The 19,416-nt window shown below is 36.5% G+C and carries 16 protein-coding genes; 6 read left to right on the forward strand and 10 right to left on the reverse strand.

Translation table 11 applies throughout. The features are described from left to right. Positions 1-5 precede the first annotated feature (5 nt). The 9 genes from rpsS to rpsL all read right to left on the reverse strand — a co-directional run bounded on the left by rpsS (position 6) and on the right by rpsL (position 6,204). A complete protein-coding gene (rpsS, locus tag JMA43_RS00270) occupies positions 6-284 on the reverse strand; it encodes a 30S ribosomal protein S19 (RefSeq protein WP_008613595.1) in 279 nt (92 codons plus the stop codon). A gap of 11 nt (positions 285-295) precedes the next feature. Beyond that, positions 296-1,120: a 50S ribosomal protein L2 gene (rplB, locus tag JMA43_RS00275; RefSeq protein WP_342153758.1), complete on the reverse strand. Its 825-nt coding sequence runs from the start codon at positions 1,118-1,120 to the stop codon at positions 296-298. A gap of 13 nt (positions 1,121-1,133) precedes the next feature. After that, a complete protein-coding gene (gene rplW / locus JMA43_RS00280) occupies positions 1,134-1,424 on the reverse strand; it encodes a 50S ribosomal protein L23 (RefSeq protein ID WP_342153760.1) in 291 nt (96 codons plus the stop codon). 7 nt (positions 1,425-1,431) lie between these two features. Continuing rightward, a complete protein-coding gene (gene rplD, locus JMA43_RS00285; protein WP_342153762.1) occupies positions 1,432-2,061 on the reverse strand; it encodes a 50S ribosomal protein L4 in 630 nt (209 codons plus the stop codon). After that, the gene (rplC, locus tag JMA43_RS00290) at positions 2,061-2,678 is read right to left on the reverse strand and encodes a 50S ribosomal protein L3 (protein WP_342153764.1); all 618 of its coding nucleotides are present in this window, start codon (positions 2,676-2,678) and stop codon (positions 2,061-2,063) included. The genes rplD and rplC overlap by 1 nt, the downstream gene beginning before the upstream one ends. Positions 2,679-2,871: 193 nt before the next feature. Beyond that, positions 2,872-3,177, reverse strand: coding sequence for a 30S ribosomal protein S10 (rpsJ, locus tag JMA43_RS00295; protein WP_342153767.1), 306 nt, complete (start codon positions 3,175-3,177; stop codon positions 2,872-2,874). 11 nt (positions 3,178-3,188) lie between these two features. Continuing rightward, positions 3,189-5,318, reverse strand: a complete 2,130-nt coding sequence (gene fusA / locus JMA43_RS00300; protein WP_342153769.1) for an elongation factor G — start codon at positions 5,316-5,318, stop codon at positions 3,189-3,191. Positions 5,319-5,330: 12 nt separating this feature from the next. Further along, positions 5,331-5,807, reverse strand: coding sequence for a 30S ribosomal protein S7 (gene rpsG, locus JMA43_RS00305; protein ID WP_342153771.1), 477 nt, complete (start codon positions 5,805-5,807; stop codon positions 5,331-5,333). A gap of 22 nt (positions 5,808-5,829) precedes the next feature. Then, positions 5,830-6,204, reverse strand: a complete 375-nt coding sequence (gene rpsL, locus JMA43_RS00310) for a 30S ribosomal protein S12 (RefSeq protein WP_143954394.1) — start codon at positions 6,202-6,204, stop codon at positions 5,830-5,832. A gap of 425 nt (positions 6,205-6,629) precedes the next feature. Here rpsL and JMA43_RS00315 point away from each other — a divergent pair, with 425 nt between their 5' ends. From JMA43_RS00315 to rlmB, 5 genes are all read left to right on the forward strand, one after another. Continuing rightward, positions 6,630-9,851 (forward strand): SusC/RagA family TonB-linked outer membrane protein, encoded by a 3,222-nt coding sequence (locus JMA43_RS00315; protein WP_342153775.1) that lies wholly within the window; start codon positions 6,630-6,632, stop codon positions 9,849-9,851. Between the two features lie 10 nt (positions 9,852-9,861). Next, positions 9,862-11,307, forward strand: coding sequence for a SusD/RagB family nutrient-binding outer membrane lipoprotein (locus JMA43_RS00320; protein WP_342153777.1), 1,446 nt, complete (start codon positions 9,862-9,864; stop codon positions 11,305-11,307). A 330-nt stretch (positions 11,308-11,637) separates the two neighbouring features. Further along, on the forward strand, positions 11,638-14,853 hold the full coding sequence (locus JMA43_RS00325) for a SusC/RagA family TonB-linked outer membrane protein (RefSeq protein WP_342153779.1): 3,216 nt from the start codon (positions 11,638-11,640) through the stop codon (positions 14,851-14,853). A gap of 16 nt (positions 14,854-14,869) precedes the next feature. Further along, positions 14,870-16,333, forward strand: a complete 1,464-nt coding sequence (locus JMA43_RS00330; protein WP_342153781.1) for a RagB/SusD family nutrient uptake outer membrane protein — start codon at positions 14,870-14,872, stop codon at positions 16,331-16,333. Positions 16,334-16,399: 66 nt separating this feature from the next. Further along, complete coding sequence (gene rlmB / locus JMA43_RS00335; RefSeq protein WP_342153783.1) at positions 16,400-17,134, forward strand: 23S rRNA (guanosine(2251)-2'-O)-methyltransferase RlmB; 735 nt, start codon at positions 16,400-16,402, stop codon at positions 17,132-17,134. A 73-nt stretch (positions 17,135-17,207) separates the two neighbouring features. On the opposite strand, the gene JMA43_RS00340 is transcribed toward rlmB, so the two are convergent. Continuing rightward, complete coding sequence (locus JMA43_RS00340) at positions 17,208-17,951, reverse strand: rhomboid family intramembrane serine protease (protein WP_342153785.1); 744 nt, start codon at positions 17,949-17,951, stop codon at positions 17,208-17,210. Positions 17,952-18,069: 118 nt separating this feature from the next. On the opposite strand from JMA43_RS00340, the gene JMA43_RS00345 reads away from it, so the two are divergent. Beyond that, positions 18,070-19,347 (forward strand): replication-associated recombination protein A, encoded by a 1,278-nt coding sequence (locus JMA43_RS00345; RefSeq protein WP_342153787.1) that lies wholly within the window; start codon positions 18,070-18,072, stop codon positions 19,345-19,347. Positions 19,348-19,416 lie beyond the last annotated feature (69 nt).

Here is a 19,416-nt window from a genome sequence, read left to right on the forward strand (position 1 = left end):
ACTTATTATTTTTTTCCTTTATTTTTCGCACCAGCGTGACCTCTAAACGATCTTGTTGGTGAAAATTCTCCTAATTTATGACCTACCATGTTCTCTGTAACATATACAGGAACAAATTGACGACCATTATGCACAGCTATTGTTTGACCAACAAAATCTGGAGTAATCATAGATGCTCTAGACCAAGTTTTAATAACTGTCTTCTTACCAGATTCAACATTCTGTTGAACTTTTTTCTCTAAACTATAGTGAACGTAAGGTCCTTTTTTCAGTGAACGTGCCATCTTTTAATACTTTATTTCTTTCTACGTTCTACAATATACTTATTACTCGCTTTAGATTTAGCTCTTGTTCTAAATCCTTTAGCTGGTATTCCGTTTCTAGATCTTGGATGACCTCCAGAAGCTCTACCTTCACCACCACCCATTGGATGATCAATCGGGTTCATCACTACTGGTCTTGTTCTAGGTCTTCTACCTAACCAACGTTTTCTACCTGCTTTACCTGAAACTACTAACTGATGATCTGAGTTAGATACCGCTCCGATTGTAGCTAAACAACCTGCTAACACCAATCTTGTTTCACCAGAAGGAAGCTTCACTGTAGCATACTTCCCGTCTCTTGCCATTAATTGAGCAAAAGCACCAGCCGAACGAGCCATAACAGCTCCTTGACCCGGACGTAATTCGATACAAGATATAATAGTACCTAATGGAATTTCACTCAAAGGCATTGCATTACCTATTTCAGGAGCAACTCCAACTCCAGAGACTACAGTTTGACCTACTTGCAAACCGTTTTGAGCGATAATATAACTCTTCTCTCCGTCATTGTAAGTTATCAATGCAATAAACGCAGTTCTGTTTGGATCGTACTGAATTGATTCAACAGTAGCTTCAACATTTGCTTTAGCTCTTTTAAAATCAACCAAACGATACTTTTTCTTATGACCACCACCTAAATAGCGCATAGTCATTTTTCCTTGACTGTTTCTACCTCCCGACTTTTTTAACGGAGCAAGTAAGCTCTTCTCCGGCTTGTCAGTAGTAATCGCGTCAAATCCGTTTACTACTCTAAATCGCTGTCCAGGAGTTACTGGTTTTAATTTTCTTACTGACATTTCTTGTCTTTACTTATATATTATTATAAAAATCAATAATATCCCCCTCAGCTACTTGAATAACAGCTTTCTTTACAGCATTAGTTTTACCATGCTGAATTCCTGCTTTCGTATAGCGAGTACTTCTTTTTGGACCGTAATTCATTGTGCGAACTTTTTCAACAGAAACTCCATAAGCAGCTTCAACGGCATCCTTAATTTGTAACTTGTTTGCCTTAGTATCTACAATGAAACCATAACGATTATTCAACTCGCTATCAGCGGTCGCTTTTTCGGTAATAATTGGTTTTATTAACACACTCATTGGTTTCTTATTTACTTAAATTCGACTCAATTCCTTCTATAGACCCTTCTAAAAGCACGATGTTATTTGCATTAACAATCTTGTAAGTGCTTAATTCTGAGCTAGTTATAACTTCAGACGTCTTTAAATTGCGTGACGACAAATATACGTTATTATTTGAATCACCCAAGACAAAAAGGGATTTTTTATTATCTAACCCTAAAGCTTTCAAAACATTAGTGAAATTTTTAGTTTTTGGAGCTTCAAAATTGAAGTCTTCTAAAACGATAATTGATTCCTCTTTTGCTTTGATTGATAATGCTGAACGTCTCGCTAAACGCTTCACATTTTTGTTAAGCTTTTGTGTATAATCTTTTGGTCTAGGACCAAAAATTCTACCTCCTCCTCTAAAAACAGGAGATTTGATACTTCCTGCTCTAGCAGTACCTGTACCTTTTTGCTTTTTAATCTTACGTGTACTACCAGCAATCTCTGCTCTTTCTTTAGATTTATGCGTACCTTGACGTTGATTAGCCAAATATTGCTTAACATCTAAATATACAGCGTGAGTACTTGGCTCTACACCAAAAACTGAATCAGAAAGACTAACCTTTCTTCCAGTTTCTTTTCCGTTGATATCTAAAACTGCTACTTCCATTACTTCTGAACGATTACATAAGCGTTTTTATGTCCTGGAACACATCCTTTAACTACTAAAAGATTTTTCTCTGGAACAACTTTTAACACTCTTAAGTTTTGTACTGTTACTTTTTCTGCACCCATTTGTCCAGCCATACGCATACCTTTAAATACACGAGCAGGATATGATGCAGCACCAATAGAACCAGGTGCTCTTAAACGGTTGTGCTGACCGTGAGTAGATTGACCCACACCACCAAAGCCATGACGTTTAACAACCCCTTGAAATCCTTTTCCTTTTGATGTACCTGTAACATCAATAAATTCTCCTTCTACAAATTGTTCTACTGTTACAGTATCACCTAATTTGAAATCTCCTTTAAAATCTTGGAACTCGACAACTTTTTTCTTAGGAGAAACACCTGCTTTTTTAGCGTGACCTAACTCAGCTTTATTAGCATGTTTTTCTGCCTTGTCATCGAAACCAAGTTGAAGAGCTTCATACCCGTCAACCTCTGCGGTTCTGACTTGGGTAACTACACATGGCCCAGCTTCGATTACTGTACATGGAATGTTTTTTCCATTCTCGTCGAAGATGCTGGTCATACCAATCTTTTTTCCTATTAACCCAGACATTCTAATTTAATTTACGAGGCACAATTTGCAACTATCACAAACCCTCCACCTCATTGTTACTACTAATTGTTGTTTATCTAAAAAACTTCAGGGCGAAAAAACACTTTCAGCCCTGAATGTATTTTTATCCGTTTTTCCTTCGCTAACAGCTCAGGACATGTTATTCATAATTACAAATTATGAATGAAGGTAATTAAACCTTGATTTCTACTTCAACACCACTTGGCAATTCCAACTTCATCAAAGCATCAATTGTTTTAGATGAAGAACTGTAAATATCAAGAAGTCTTTTGTAAGAGCTTAATTGAAATTGCTCTCTAGACTTTTTGTTTACGTGTGGAGAACGAAGAACAGTAAAGATCTTTTTGTTTGTTGGCAACGGAATTGGACCTGTTACTACAGCACCCGTTGTTTTTACTGTTTTTACGATTTTCTCAGCCGACTTGTCAACCAAGTTATAATCGTATGATTTAAGTTTTATTCTGATTTTCTGACTCATTTTCTTAAAATTTAAGCTTCAACTCCTTTTGCTTCTTTAATTACAGCTTCAGCTATATTTGAAGGTGTTTCAGCATAATGTGAGAATTCCATTGTAGATGTTGCTCTACCAGATGATAAGGTACGTAACGAAGTTACATATCCAAACATTTCTGATAACGGAACACTAGCTTTGATTACTTTAGATCCAGCTCTGTCGCTCATGTTGTTAACTTGACCACGACGACGGTTAAGATCTCCTACAATATCTCCCATGTTTTCTTCAGGAGTTAACACTTCTAATTTCATGATTGGCTCCATGATTACAGCTTTTGCAGCTCTTGCAGCAGCTTTAAATCCTAATTTTGCAGCCAATTCGAATGATAACTGATCTGAATCCACATCGTGATAAGAACCGTCAGTTAACGTTACTTTCATAGCATCTACTTCATAACCCGCTAACGGACCATTTTTCATTGCTTCTTTAAATCCTTTCTCAATTGAAGGGATAAATTCTTTAGGAACGTTACCACCTTTAATTACAGATTCGAATTCAAGTCCAAGTTTACCTTCTTCAGCTGGCTCAAGTGTAAATACGATATCCGCAAATTTACCACGTCCACCAGATTGCTTTTTATAAACCTCTCTGTGTTCTGCTTTTTGCGTAATAGACTCTTTATACTCAACCTGTGGCTGACCTTGGTTAACTTCAACCTTAAACTCACGTCTAAGACGGTCAACAATAATATCTAAGTGAAGCTCACCCATACCAGATATAATTGTTTGTCCTGAAGCCTCATCAGTTCTAGCTGTAAATGTTGGATCTTCTTCAGCTAATTTAGCTAAAGCCATACCCATTTTATCAACATCTGCTTTTGTTTTAGGCTCCACAGCAATACCAATTACTGGATCTGGGAAATCCATACTTTCTAATACGATTGGCGCTTTTTCATCAGATAGCGTATCTCCAGTTTTAATATCTTTAAAACCTACAGCTGCTCCGATATCTCCAGCCTCAATATATTCGATTGCGTTTTGCTTGTTTGAGTGCATTTGGTAAATACGAGAAATACGCTCTTTTTTACCAGATCTGTTGTTTAACACGTAAGATCCAGCATCTAATCTACCAGAATAAGCACGGAAGAATGCTAAACGACCAACAAAAGGATCGGTAGCAATTTTAAATGCTAAAGCAGCAAAAGGCTCGTCTACTAACGGCTTTCTTTTAACCTCTGCTCCAGTATCTGGGTTTGTTCCTACGATAGCATCTTTATCTACTGGCGAAGGCAAGTAACGACAAACAGCATCTAATAAGAACTGAACACCTTTATTTTTGAAAGAAGAACCACAAATCATAGGAATGATTGCTCTATCCATTACCGCTGCTCTTAAAGCTGCGTGAATTTCTTCTTCAGTAATTGAATTTTCATCTTCGAAGAATTTTTCAAGTAGACTTTCATCATACTCAGCAACCTCTTCGATTAATTTAGCACGGTACTCTTTTACTTCGTCTTGCATATCTGCAGGAATCTCTACCACATCAAAAGTAGAACCGAAGTTATCTTCGTGCCATACAATAGCTCTGTTTTTAACTAAATCTACGATTCCTTTAAAATCAGCTTCATCACCAATTGGTAAAACGATAGGCACTGCGTTTGAACCTAACATTTCTTTTACCTGATTAGCAACATTTAAGAAGTTAGACCCTTGACGGTCCATCTTGTTAACGAAACCAATTCTAGGAACACCGTAGTTATCTGCTAATCTCCAGTTAGTTTCAGACTGAGGCTCAACACCATCAACCGCACTAAACAAGAAAACTAATCCATCTAATACACGTAAAGAACGGTTTACCTCTACAGTAAAGTCAACGTGACCAGGAGTATCAATAATATTAAAGTGATACCCTTTAGTTTCATCAGTTTCTTTAGCATTCTCCATAGGGAATCTCCATGTACATGTTGTAGCTGCAGAAGTAATTGTAATACCTCTTTCTTGTTCTTGCTCCATCCAGTCCATAGTAGCAGCACCATCGTGCACCTCTCCTATTTTATGAGAAACTCCAGTATAAAAAAGAATTCGCTCCGTTGTTGTTGTTTTACCAGCATCAATGTGAGCTGCAATTCCTATGTTTCTTGTATATTTTAAATCTCTTTGTGCCATTTTATTTTTTTACTAAAATCTAAAGTGAGAGAATGCTTTATTTGCTTCAGCCATTTTATGAGTATCAACTCTTTTCTTAACTGCAGCTCCTTCTTCTTTAGCAGCAGCTAAAACTTCAGCAGCTAACTTCTGAGCCATTGATTTTTCGTTTCTCTTACGAGAATATCCAATCAACCACTTCATAGCCATCGATACTTTTCTATCTGGTCTAATTTGCATTGGGATTTGGAATGTAGCCCCACCTACTCGGCGACTTCTCACCTCTACATGTGGCATAACATTAGACAATGCATCTTTCCAAATCTCTAAAGCAGTTTTTTCTTCGTCTTGCTTTTTTTCTTCTACGATATCAATTGCATCATAGAAAACCTTGAATGCTACCGACTTTTTACCATCCCACATCATCATGTTAACGAAACGCGTCACTAACTGATCATTAAATCTTGGATCTGGTAAAAGAGGTCTTTTCTTGGCCTGTCTTTTTCTCATGTCTTCTTGTTAAAAGTTTTAATTACTTCTTAGGGCGTTTTGCTCCGTATTTTGATCTACGTTGCGTTCTTCCTTGAACACCAGCTGTATCTAAAGCACCACGAACAATGTGATACCTAACACCTGGTAAATCTTTTACCCTTCCGCCTCTTACTAATACTATCGAGTGCTCTTGTAAGTTGTGTCCTTCTCCAGGGATGTAAGCATTCACTTCTTTACCATTGGTAAGACGAACCCTTGCTACTTTACGCATAGCTGAGTTTGGCTTCTTAGGCGTAGTAGTGTACACACGCGTACAAACCCCTCTTCTTTGAGGACACGAATCTAAAGCAGCCGATTTACTCTTCTTAGTAATTGTGGCTCTTCCTTTTCGTACTAATTGTGAAATTGTTGGCATAATCTACTAAACAATAATTATGTTTTATTAATTAAAATTCCCCTTAAAACCCTGATGATCAGCTACAAACTAGACACACCTCTCGCTTAAAAGGGTGGCAAAGGTAATGATATATTTGAATAAATCAAACCTTAAACAATTAATTTTCAATAAAATCGAAAAACAAATAGCACAAAAAACAAATCACTACACAATATTTATAAAGAACATTTTTCAACAAAATGACAAAACAAAGCATCATAAACCGCAACGAAATACACATTTCTCAAAATAAGAAGCTGAAATTACGAATTATTGATTTTATAACATTAACTATTAAATCTTTGATTATTATTAACAGTAATTTTACATTTTATGAGAAAAAAGTTGGAATATTAACATGTTTTTATCACTTTCGCATCAGCTAATTCAAATAAATTTATAAAATGAGAACAAAGTTTAGTGGATTTTTGACGCTAATACTAGCGTTAATTGTGCAAATAACTTTTGCACAAGAAAAAACCGTAACAGGGGTGATCACAGACCAAGATGGACTGCCACTTCCTGGAGCGAATGTTGTAGTTAAAGGTACCGCAAATGGTACTCAGACTGATTTTGATGGAAACTACTCCATCCAAGCTAACACTGGAGATATCTTAACATTCTCTTTTGTTGGACAAAAAAGCGAAGAACGAACTGTAGGCGCTTCTAATACTATAGATGTTACGCTATCTCAAGATGCACAAGCATTAGACGAGGTTGTTGTAACTGCCCTTGGTATTAAAAGAGAAAAGAAAGCATTAGGTTATGCTACGCAAGAAGTTAAAGGAGATGCGGTTTCTACCGTGAAGTCTCAAAACTTCGTTAACTCTTTATCTGGTAAAGTTGCCGGAATGAATATTAAACCTTCTGGAACAATGGGTGGATCTACTCAAGTTGTAATTAGAGGTAACAGTTCTATCGCTGGAAACAACCAAGCTTTATTTGTTGTTGATGGAGTTCCTATTAACAATGACGTAACTAACACATCTGACCAACAAAGTGGTAGAGGTGGTTATGACTACGGTAACGGAGCATCAGACATTAACCCAGACGACATTGAAAGTATCAACGTTCTTAAAGGTGCTGCTGCAACAGCGCTTTACGGATCTAGAGCTTCAAACGGGGTTGTAATGATTACTACTAAAAAAGGTAGAAAACAAAAAGGAATTGGAGTTACAGTAAGCTCAAGTTTTACTATGGGTACTGCTGACAAAACTACACTTCCAACGTATCAGAAAAAATATGGAGCTGGATATGGTCCATATTATGACTCTGCTGACGGATACTTCTTATTAGACGATATCAATGGAGATGGTATTGACGATTTAACAACTCCATTTACTGAAGATGCATCTTACGGTGCTGCTTTCGATCCTAATAAAATGGTATACCAATGGAACAGTATCTACCCACAACTTGGAGATACTTACCAAAAAGCTACGCCATGGGTTGCTGCTGAAAACGATCCAAACTACATTTGGAGTGCGGCTGGAACTATGGTAAACTCTGTTTCTCTTGACGGTGGATCTGACAAAGGATCTTTCAGATTAGGTTACACAAACCTAAACCAAGAAGGTAACCTTCCAAATAGTGAAATTAAAAGAAACACGTTAAACTTTACTGGATCATTAAACTTAACAGACAAGTTAACAGCAACAACTACTTTTAACTTTGCTAAAACAGACGGTAAAGGACGCTACGGAACAGGATACTCTTCATTAAACGTAATGCAACAGTTTAGACAATGGTTCCAAACTAACGTAGACGTTAAAGAGCAAAAAGAAGCTTATTTCGCAACTGGAGAAAACATCACTTGGAATCCAAACTCTCCTAGCGATTTATCTCCAATTTATTCTGATAACCCATATTGGACATTCTTCGAAAACTACGAGACAGATACACGTAATAGATTCTACGGAAACGTAACTTTAGATTACCAAATTAATGATTGGTTAAGTGTTTTAGGTAGATTTACGTATGATACTTCTGCTAGTTTACAAGAAGAAAGAATTAACGTAGGAAGTGCAGATGTATCTAAATACAGCAGATACAACAACAATGTTTCTGAATACAACTACGACTTAATGTTAAACGTAAACAAAGATTTAACTGAAAAATTAAACTTAGACGGTAACGTTGGTTTTAACTTAAGAAGAAACGACTGGAGCTCAATCTACGCTCAAACAAATGGAGGATTAAACCTTGCAGGTCTTTACAGCTTATCAAACAGTGTAAGTCCACTAGAAGCTCCAACTGAATATGACGCTACTAAAATGGTAGATGGTTTATATGCTAGAGCAAGTTTAGGGTACGACAACACAGTTTATATTGAAGGTACAGCAAGAACAGACCGTTCTTCTGCGCTTCCAAAATCAGACAACAGATATTTCTACTGGTCTGTAACAGGAAACTTAATCTTCTCTGAATTAATCGAAAGCAACTGGTTATCTTTCGGTAAAGTAAGAGCTAACTACGCAACTGTAGGTTCTGATACAGACCCATACAGAGTATTTAACACATACACAGTTGGAACTCCATTTAACGGAGGTTTAGCATCAAACAACTCAACTAAACAAAACCTTAACTTAAGACCAGAAGAGCAAGAAAACTGGGAGGTTGGTCTTGAAATGTTTATGTTTAACAGACGTGTTGGATTCGACGTATCTTACTACGATACTAAAAACAAAGATCAAATTACTAGTGTTCCTGTATCAAACTCTACAGGATATGCAGCAGCATTATTAAACGCTGGTACAATTCAAAATAAAGGTTTTGAGGTACAGTTAAACTTGACTCCAATCCAAAGCGAAAACTTTAGATGGAACATGATCTTAAACTGGTCTAAAAACAAAAGTGAAGTATTATCTTTAGCTGACGGAATCGAGAACTTACAATTAGCTTCTTTACAAGGAGGGGTTTCTATTAACGCTGCAGTTGGAGAGCCAATGGGTGTTATTAGAGGTACAGATTACGTATATGACGATAACGGAAACCGTGTTGTAGGAAGCAACGGATACTACTTAAAATCTGCTAGTAACTCTATTATTGGAGATATCAACCCAGACTGGAAAGCTGGTTTATACAACACTTTCTCTTACAAAAACATTAGTTTAGGATTCTTAATCGACATGCAAAAAGGTGGAGATATCTTCTCTCTTGACACATGGTATGGTTACGCAACAGGTCTTTATGACTTCACTGCTGGAACAAACGACTTAGGAAACCCTGTAAGAAACCCTGTAACAAATGACGCTACTAGTGGTGGTGTAATTTTACCAGGTGTTAAAGAAGATGGTACTCCAAACGATATTAGAGCAAACGCATCAACATACGCAAACCCATGGGGTTATGCTAGAGCTACAAACTCTGCACACGTATATGACGCTGGATACATTAAATTACGTGAGGCTAACATTACTTATAGCTTCAGCGATAAAATGCTAGATAAACTTCCATTTACAGCTGCATCATTCTCTTTAATCGGAAGAAACTTATGGATCATTGACAAAAACGTTCCATTTGCAGATCCTGAGGCTGGTTTAAGTTCTGGTAATATCCAAGGATACCAATCAGGTGCATACCCAAGTATTAGAGAAATAGGAGCAAGTCTTAAATTACAGTTCTAAAAAAATAATTATGAAAAAAATAGCATTAACAATTATATCTCTAGTAACTCTAATTTCTTGTCAGTCAGACGACAAGTACGAGAACTACAACAGAGACCCAAAGAATCCTACGCAAGTAGATTCAGACTTCTTGTTCAACAATGCTCAAAAGAGCTTAGTTGACCAAATGACAAGTACAAACGTTAACTTAAATGTATTTAGATTATTAGGTCAGCATTGGACTGAAACTACATACATAGATGAGGCTAACTACGATTTAACAAACAGAAACATTCCTCAGAGCCACTGGTCTGAAATGTACAGAGACGTATTGTTAGATCTAGAAACAGCTAAAGAAGTTGCAGAAGCAAACGTTGAATTATCTGCTGCTGAAAAAGCTGCGAGAGTAGCACAAGCAGAAGTATTAATGGTATATACTTACCAACAATTAGTAGATACTTACGGAAACATTCCTTATACTGAAGCTTTAGACGCAGAGCAATTCCCGTTACCAGCTTACGATGACGCTGCTACAATCTATTCAGATTTAATCACAAGAATCGATGCTGCTATTCCAAACCTTACTGGAACTGGATTCGGAATCGACAATCTTTACGGAGGAAATATGGCTGCTTGGAAAAAGTTTGCTAACTCTGTAAAATTAAGATTAGGTATCCGTTTAACAGACGTAAACGCTACTTTAGCGCAATCAACTGTTGAATCTGCTGTAGCCGCTGGAGTTTTCACTTCAAATAGCGATAATGCAGTTTACGAATACCAAGGAGCTACACCAAACACCAACCCATTATGGGTAGATTTAGTACAATCTGGAAGGTCAGATTTCGTTCCTGCTAATACTTTAGTAGATTTTATGAACGACCTTGAAGATCCTCGTAGAGCTGTTTATTTTGATAGCAATATGGGAGAAGATACTTACGTAGGTGGTATTTACGGAGACAGTAACACTTTCTCTAACTTTACTCACATCGGACCAAGCTTACACGAGCCTACATTCCCTGGAGTATTATTAGATTTCTCTGAAGTATCATTCTATTTAGCTGAAGCAGCTGCTAGATCATACTCAGTAACAGGAACAGTTGAAGAAAACTACAACAACGGAATTACAGCTTCTTTTGAATATTGGGGAGTTGACGGAGTTGATGAGTATTTAGCAAAACCAGAAGTAGCATACGCTACTGCAACCGGTGCAGACTGGAAAGAAAAAATTGGAAATCAATTTTGGTTAGCTATGTACAACAGAGGTTTTGAAGCTTGGACAGTTTGGAGAAAATATGACACTCCTACATTCAACCTTCCTGCTGATACTGGAAACCCAGTTCCTACTAGATACACATACCCAATTAATGAATTAACATTAAACGGAACTAGTTGGGAGGCTGCTGCCGAAGCAATCGGTGGAGACGAACAAACAACAAAACTTTTCTGGGACACTACAGATGCTCCAGTTAATGAATAATTCTAATTTATTTTAGAATATCTAAAAACCACCTCCAAAAGAGGTGGTTTTTTTTATGGATAAACACCAAACAAAACAACAATCTTAAAAATTTAACATTTAAAAATCATATTTAACACAATAAAATTAAAAACACCAATTAACATAATTTGTGAACTCTAAAAAAATGTAATTAACAAATCTCATGAGAAATATTTAATATTTCATAATTAAAAGAGAATAATTCGCAAAATAGAAAATAAACACATATAGCCTATATTCTCATCTGGCTTTGTTTGTTTAACATATAATTACCACTTTCGTGCGAGCTAATTCAAATAAATTTATAAAATGAGATCAAAGTTTAGTGGATTTTTGACGCTAATCCTAGCGTTGATTGTGCAATTAACTTTTGCACAACAAAAAGCCGTAACAGGTGTTGTTACAGACCAAGATGGTCTACCATTACCTGGAGCGAGCGTTGTAATTAAAGGTACCACAAACGGTACGCAAACAGATTTTGATGGAAACTATTCTATCAATGCCAACACTGGAGACGTTTTAGTTTTTTCTTTCGTTGGACAAAAAACAGAAGAGCGTTCAGTTGGTGCTTCAAATACAATTAGTATTTCTCTAGCACAAGACGCACAAGCGCTTGACGAAGTAATTGTTGTTGGTTATGGTACTGCAACAAAAGAATCATTCACAGGTACAGCTACAACTGTAGATGCTGAAGCTATTGACAAGAAAAGTGTTTCAAACATTTCTCAAGCTTTAGCTGGGGAAGCAGCTGGGGTACGTGTTATTAACACTACTGGGCAGCCTGGACAAGCAGCTACAATCCGTATTCGTGGTTATGGTTCTGTAAACGGAAACAGAGACCCACTTTACATTGTTGATGGAGTTCCTTTTGTAGGAAACATCAGTTCATTAAACCCTGCGGATATTAAATCGACTACCATCTTAAAAGATGCATCTGCAACAGCTATTTATGGTGCACGTGGAGCAAATGGGGTTGTTGTAATTACTACTAAAAATGGTAGAGGTCAAGAGGCTTACATTGAAGTAGAGACAAAAACTGGTCAGAACATGAGTTTAATTCCTCGTGCAAAGACTATCAAATCTCCAGAGCAATACATCGCACTTGCATGGGAAGGTCTTTACAACAAAGGTAACATCAACGGACAAGATCCTGAAGCATATGCTAACGCTAACCTTTTTAGCAATAACGGTATTTCTTCATTCTACAATATGTGGAATGTAGCAAACGGAGGTGAATTAATCGATCCTGCTACACGTCAAGTAAGAGAAGGTGTAACAAGAAAGTACACACCTGAAAACTGGGAAGACTACGCGTTCCAACCAGCAAACCGTACGGAAGCTAACTTAAAAATTGGTGGTGGTAACGAAAAAACAAGTTACTATACTTCATTTGGATATTTAAAAGATAACGGATACTCAATCAATTCTGACTTTGAGCGTATTTCTACACGTTTAAATTTAAATCACCAAGTTAAAGATTGGTTAACTGGTTCTGTTAACTTAGGATATGCTATTTCTGATACAAACAACAATGGTCAGTCTTCAGATTCTGGAAGTGTTTTCTGGTTTGTAGATAACATTCCTTCTATCTATCCTTTATACTTAAGAGATGCAAATGGAAACATTGTTGAAGATCCAATTTATGGTGGTCCTCAATACGACTACGGTGAAAACGGACGTGGATTTGGTGCATTGACAAATGCAATTGCAGATTCATACTACAGCACTAGTAATGCAAAACGCCATGAAATTAATGGTAGTGCAAACTTAGATTTTAAATTTTCAGATCATTTAACTTTTGAAAACCGTATAGGTCTTCAGTATTACAACAACAGTTATGATAGCCAAGGAAATCCATTCTACGGATCTAGCGCTAGTCAAAATGGATCTATTTTTAAATCTAAAACTGAACTTTTCAGCTACAATATCTTAAACTTATTACGCTACAAAAACCAATGGGGCAACCACAGTTTTGAAGCTTTAGTAGCACACGAGGCTAACTCTTGGGAGCAAAAATACCTTTCTGCTTCTAAATTTAACTTAGTAGATCCAGACGGAACTGAGTTTAACAATGCTGTTGGGTCTAACCCTCCAACATCTTACACTAATGATTATACATTAGAGAGTTACTTCGGACAAATCAACTACGATTTCGATAAAAAATACTTTATTTCAGGAACTATTCGTCGTGATGGATCTTCAAGATTCTTAAATGATAAATGGGGAACTTTCGGATCGTTAGGTGCTGCATGGGTTATTTCAAACGAAGACTTTATGCAAAGCCAAAATATCTTCAACAACTTAAAGCTTAAAGCTAGTTACGGTATTATTGGTGAGCAAGGTGGTGTTGGTTACTACCCTGGTTACGATTTATACGAGTCTAGTAACTTAAACGGAAACATCTCTTTAGCATTTGATTCTAAAGGTAACCCAGATTTAACTTGGGAAACATCAAAAATGTTCCAAACAGGAGTTGAAATGGGAATCGGAAACTTCCTTGATGTTGCTGTTGACTACTACGTTAAAAATACAGACGATTTAATTTTTGACAGAAGAGTTGGTCCATCTTTAGGATATGCAACAATCAAAGTAAACGATGGTCAATTAAGAAACAGTGGTTTAGAATTTGATGTACAAGCACACATCGTTCAAACTAAAGATTTCTACTTAGACTTTGGAGTAAACGGAGAGGTTTTAACAAATGAGTTAACTCAAATGCCAATCGATCCAGCAACAGGTGAAGAAAAAGTATTAAACATTGATGGATACTTCGGGCAATCTCAAGGACATTCTATCTACGATTTCTACTTAAGAGAGTGGGCTGGTGTAGATTCTGCTACAGGATCTGCAATGTGGAACCAATACTATTACGATGCTAATGGTGATGGTCAACGTCAAGCTGATGAAGATGCAATTTCTTCTATGACAGATTATTTAGCTGCAAATCCAGAGCGTGCAAATGCAATCGGACAAACAACTACAACTGTTTATCAAGAAGCTACTCAAAAATATGTTGGTAAATCTGCTATTCCAGATGTACGTGGAGCTTTCCGTTTATCAACAGGGTACAAAGGATTTAGCTTAAGCGCTCAATTCTTATACGGAATTGGTGGATATTCTTACGACTTTGTTTACGCTCAATTAATGAGTAACGACCAAGTAGGTAACGCTAACTACCACGTAGATATTCTTGACAGATGGCAACAACCAGGAGACATTACAAATGTTCCTAGATTATCTAGTAACGCTGATGGAGATACAAACTTCTCTTCCGCTTCAACTAGATTCTTAACAAAAGCTGATTATTTAAGCTTAAATAACATCCGTTTTGGATACCAAATCCCTAAAAATTACATCGAGCAAATTGGACTTGCAGATATGGAATTTTGGGTAAGTGGAGATAACTTATTTTTATTCTCTGAGCGTGATGGATTTAATCCAACTGCAAGTGAAGCAGGTACTACAGGATGGTACCAATATGCACCACTATCTACAATCACATTTGGTATAAGAGCTAAATTTTAATTAAAAAATGACAAAGATGAAATCTAAAATATTTTTAACAGCACTTGCAGGAGCTCTAACTTTTGCAAGTTGTAGCGACGATTTCTTGGAGACTGAGCCTACAGAGTTCATCTCTGCAGATCAAATCGCAGACGCTTCTGAGCTAAACCCAGGGTTACAAGCAGCAAACGTCTCTGGACTTTATTCAACGATGTACATTACTGGTTCTGGAGGTACAAACTTAGACCATGATGATTTCGGACAAAAAGGATACGATATCTATTCAGATTTATTATCTGGAGATATGGTTTTAGGAGCTTTAAACTACGGTTGGTATTCTGGAATCTCTCAGTTACAATCAACAATCGACTTTACTGATACTGACAACTACAAGCCTTGGAGATATTACTACAGAATTATCTTCGGAGCGAACAACGTTATTGGAGCATTTGGAGGTAATGATGCAACTCCAGAAACTGATGAAGCAAAACACTTCATGGGGCAAGCTAAAGCTATGCGTGCATATGCATACTTTTACCTAGCAAACCTTTTTTCTGAAGGATATGACGCTTCTACTCCTATTTTACCAATTTATACTGATACTGAAGCACCAAACCAACCATTATCTCCTGCTTCAGATGTGTACGATTTAATTATTAGCGACTTAGAAGATGCTGTAAGTTTACTAAGTACTTTTTCTCGTACAGATAAAAGTGAAATTGATCAAGACGTAGCAAAAGGATTGTTGGCATACGCACATGCTGCTATCGGAAACAATGCTGAAGCTAAAACACTTACTAAAGAAATTATCGACGGTGGAAGATTCCAAATCGCAACTGCCGATGAAGCTTTAGGAGGTTTCAACAGCGTTACACAACCAGGATGGATGTGGGGAATCGATTTAACATTAGACAACGGTCTTGACCTAGTTTCTTGGTGGGGACAAGTTGACGTGTTTACCTATAGCTATGCTTGGGTTGGAGACGTAAAATCTATCGATGATGGTTTGTATGATGCAATCCCAGAAGATGATGTTCGTAAAGAACAGTTTGTAGATGTATACGAAATAGGGCAAAAAGCGCCAATCAACAAATTCTATGATCCTGCTAGAGTTATCGGTGGACAACGTTACATCGAAACAGATTATGTGTATATGAGAATTGCTGAAATGTATTTATTAAATGCTGAAGTTTCTGCTAAAACAGGAGATGAAGCAAATGCAATTGCAATGCTTAAAGTATTAATGGACGAAAGAGTTGACGATTCTTCTTACTTAGATGGATTATCAGGTCAAGCTTTATTAGACGAAATTTACCTACAAACAAGAATTGAACTTTGGGGTGAAGGAAAAAGCTACTTAGCTATGAAACGTAACAAAGCTACAATCACAAGAGGTCCAAACCACTTGTCGTTCCCAAATCAATCATTCTCTTATGACGATGATAGATTAAGTTTAGAAATTCCTCAATTGGAAATTCAAAACAATCCAAATATCAACTAATTTAATTGATATTATAAAACATAAACCACCTCCAAAAGAGGTGGTTTTTTTATGTACATTTGTCACATGGAAAACAACTACCAAATATTTGGAATTAGAGCTATTATTGAAGCTATTCAAGCAGGAAAAACTATTGATAAAATTTTTATTCAAAAAGGATTAAAAGGAAGTCTTTTTCAAGAACTAGAAACCCTTATCAGAAAAGAACAAATCAATACTTCGTATGTTCCTGTAGAAAAGTTGAATAGACTTACTAAAAGTAATCACCAAGGGGTAGTTGCCAATATTTCTCCAATCGAATTTCACGATATAGAAAACCTTATTCTACAAACAATAGAATCGGGTGTTACTCCCCTATTTTTATTGTTAGATCAACTCTCAGATGTTCGAAATTTCGGAGCTATTATTCGTACTGCAGAATGTACAGGCGTACACGGAATTATCATTCAGAAAAAAGGAGCTGCACCAATAAATGCCGATACTGTAAAAACATCAGCGGGAGCTGCTTTTAAAGTGCCTATTTGCAAAGTTGACCATATTAAAGATGCTGTTTTCCATATGCAAGCATCGGGTATTCAAGTAGTGGCTGCCACCGAAAAAACTAACGACACCCTTTACGACGCCAACTTTACATTACCGACTGCAATTATTATGGGTGCTGAAGATGTTGGAATATCTCCTTCTATATTAAAAATTGCCGATCAAAAAGCAAAACTTCCGTTACTTGGCGAAATTCAATCGCTTAACGTATCAGTAGCATGTGGTGCGTTTTTATATGAAGCTGTAAGACAGCGATTGTAGGTTGTTGATTTACGAGTTTTGACTTTTAAATAGGTTGATTTTATCTAAAAATATACTCACCTATATATTATACCTAGCCAACTGAGTTATTTGTATTTTTATAATGATAAATCACCTCTAACGGAGGATTTTGAGGTTCTTGAGTGATTTCTTCAATATTTTCAATGAAATTCCCATCAGCATCAAAATGTTTTAAAAAAGGATCGTCGGCTTCATTAAAATCGGCTCGCTCCCAATCATACTTTTCTTTCTGAAATGTTTCCGTTTTAAAAAGCAAAGCGAACATCAATCCTACTATAAAACCAGAAAGATGTCCTTCCCATGAAACTTTATCTTCCACCGGAAAAATAAACCAAAACATACTTCCGTAGACAAAAACGACTACTAACGAAAGTGCTACCAACCTTCTTGTCTTCGTAAAAATTCCTTTAAAAAATATAAAACTCACCAACACATATATGAGTCCGCTAGCGCCAATATGATAAGCTGGCCTCCCGATAAGCCATGTAAAAAAACCACTAAGAAGAATACCAAATAACAATACTTTCCAACTTATCTTCTGATAAAAATAAAACAGCGTAGCGCTTAATATCATTAACGGAAGCGTGTTACTATAAAGGTGTTCTACCGAACTGTGTATAAACGGACTAAAAATGATTCCTTTTAAACCCCTTAGTGTTCGTGGATAAATACCAAATTCCCTAAAATCGTGACCAAAAGTAAGCTCAAACCAATACACAGTCCAGATGGTAAGTCCGAAGAAAAGCGGATAAATAAGTATCCAGAGCGAAAAATGTAGCGTACTTTTTTGTTGCATACAACAACTATATCAAAATTAAATCCAAACTAAATTTACTGATATTTTGGCAGAACAAACAACTTGAACTTATACAAAATTGAAGCTGCACACCGTATAAATTTTGTAATTTTGGAGTATGAATGAACCTTTAGCAGAACGCATCCGCCCTAAAAATTTAGCGCAATACATAAGTCAGAAACACCTTGTCGGAAACGATGGCTCGTTGACAGCCCAGATACAAACTGGCAACATCCCCTCCTTAATTTTATGGGGACCTCCAGGCACAGGTAAAACGACACTTGCAAACATTATTGCTACGGAAAGTAAACGTCCGTTTTATACTTTAAGTGCAATTAATAGTGGCGTAAAAGACATTCGTGAAGTCATTGAAAAAGCAAAGCAAAGTGGCGGACTTTTTACAACCAAAAACCCTATTTTGTTTATCGATGAGATTCATAGATTTAGCAAATCGCAACAAGATTCTTTATTGGCCGCTGTTGAAAAGGGATGGATTACTTTGGTTGGCGCCACCACAGAAAACCCGAGTTTTGAGGTTATTCCAGCACTACTTTCTAGATGTCAAGTTTACATTTTAAATGCTTTTGATAAAGATGATTTAGAAGCCCTTTTACATAGAGCTTTAAAAGAAGATAGCATACTTTCTAAGAAGAATATTACCCTTAAAGAAACCGAAGCTTTACTTAGACTTTCGGGAGGAGATGGTAGAAAATTACTGAATATTTTTGAGCTTGTTATTAATTCAGAAAACACCGAAAGCGTAATTATTACCAACGATTTGGTAATGAAAAAGGTGCAAAAAAACACGGTGCTTTATGATAAAACTGGTGAACAACATTACGATATCATTTCTGCATTTATAAAGTCGATACGAGGAAGCGACCCAAATGGTGCGGTTTATTGGTTGGCAAGAATGATTGAAGGTGGCGAGGATGTAAAATTTATAGCCCGCCGTATGATTATTTCAGCTTCGGAAGACATCGGGAATGCAAATCCAACAGCGCTTGTAATTGCCAACAACACTTTTCAGGCAGTTACCACTATTGGGTATCCTGAAGCTCGAATCATTTTGAGTCAGTGTGCAATCTATTTGGCAACATCAGCAAAAAGTAATGCTTCCTACGAGGCTATCAATACTGCAATTAGCACTGTTAAACAAACTGGAGATTTATCGGTTCCTATTCATCTAAGAAATGCTCCAACCAAACTTATGAAAGATTTGGGGTATGGCGAAGATTATAAATATTCACACGCCTATCCTAACAATTTTGTTCAGCAAGAATTCCTTCCAGACGAACTTCAAAATAAAACTTTTTACACCCCAGGAAACAATCAAAGAGAGAATGCGCTTAGAGATTTCCTAAAAAACAGATGGGAAAACAAGTATAATTATTAAAAATAGTATAAAATTTAGAAAATAAATACTACTGTAGTACTGATTATAATCATATCTTTGTAAAAAAGT

It is taken from the genome of Joostella sp. CR20, from assembly GCF_038433465.1.
In the GTDB taxonomy this organism is placed as follows: domain Bacteria; phylum Bacteroidota; class Bacteroidia; order Flavobacteriales; family Flavobacteriaceae; genus Galbibacter.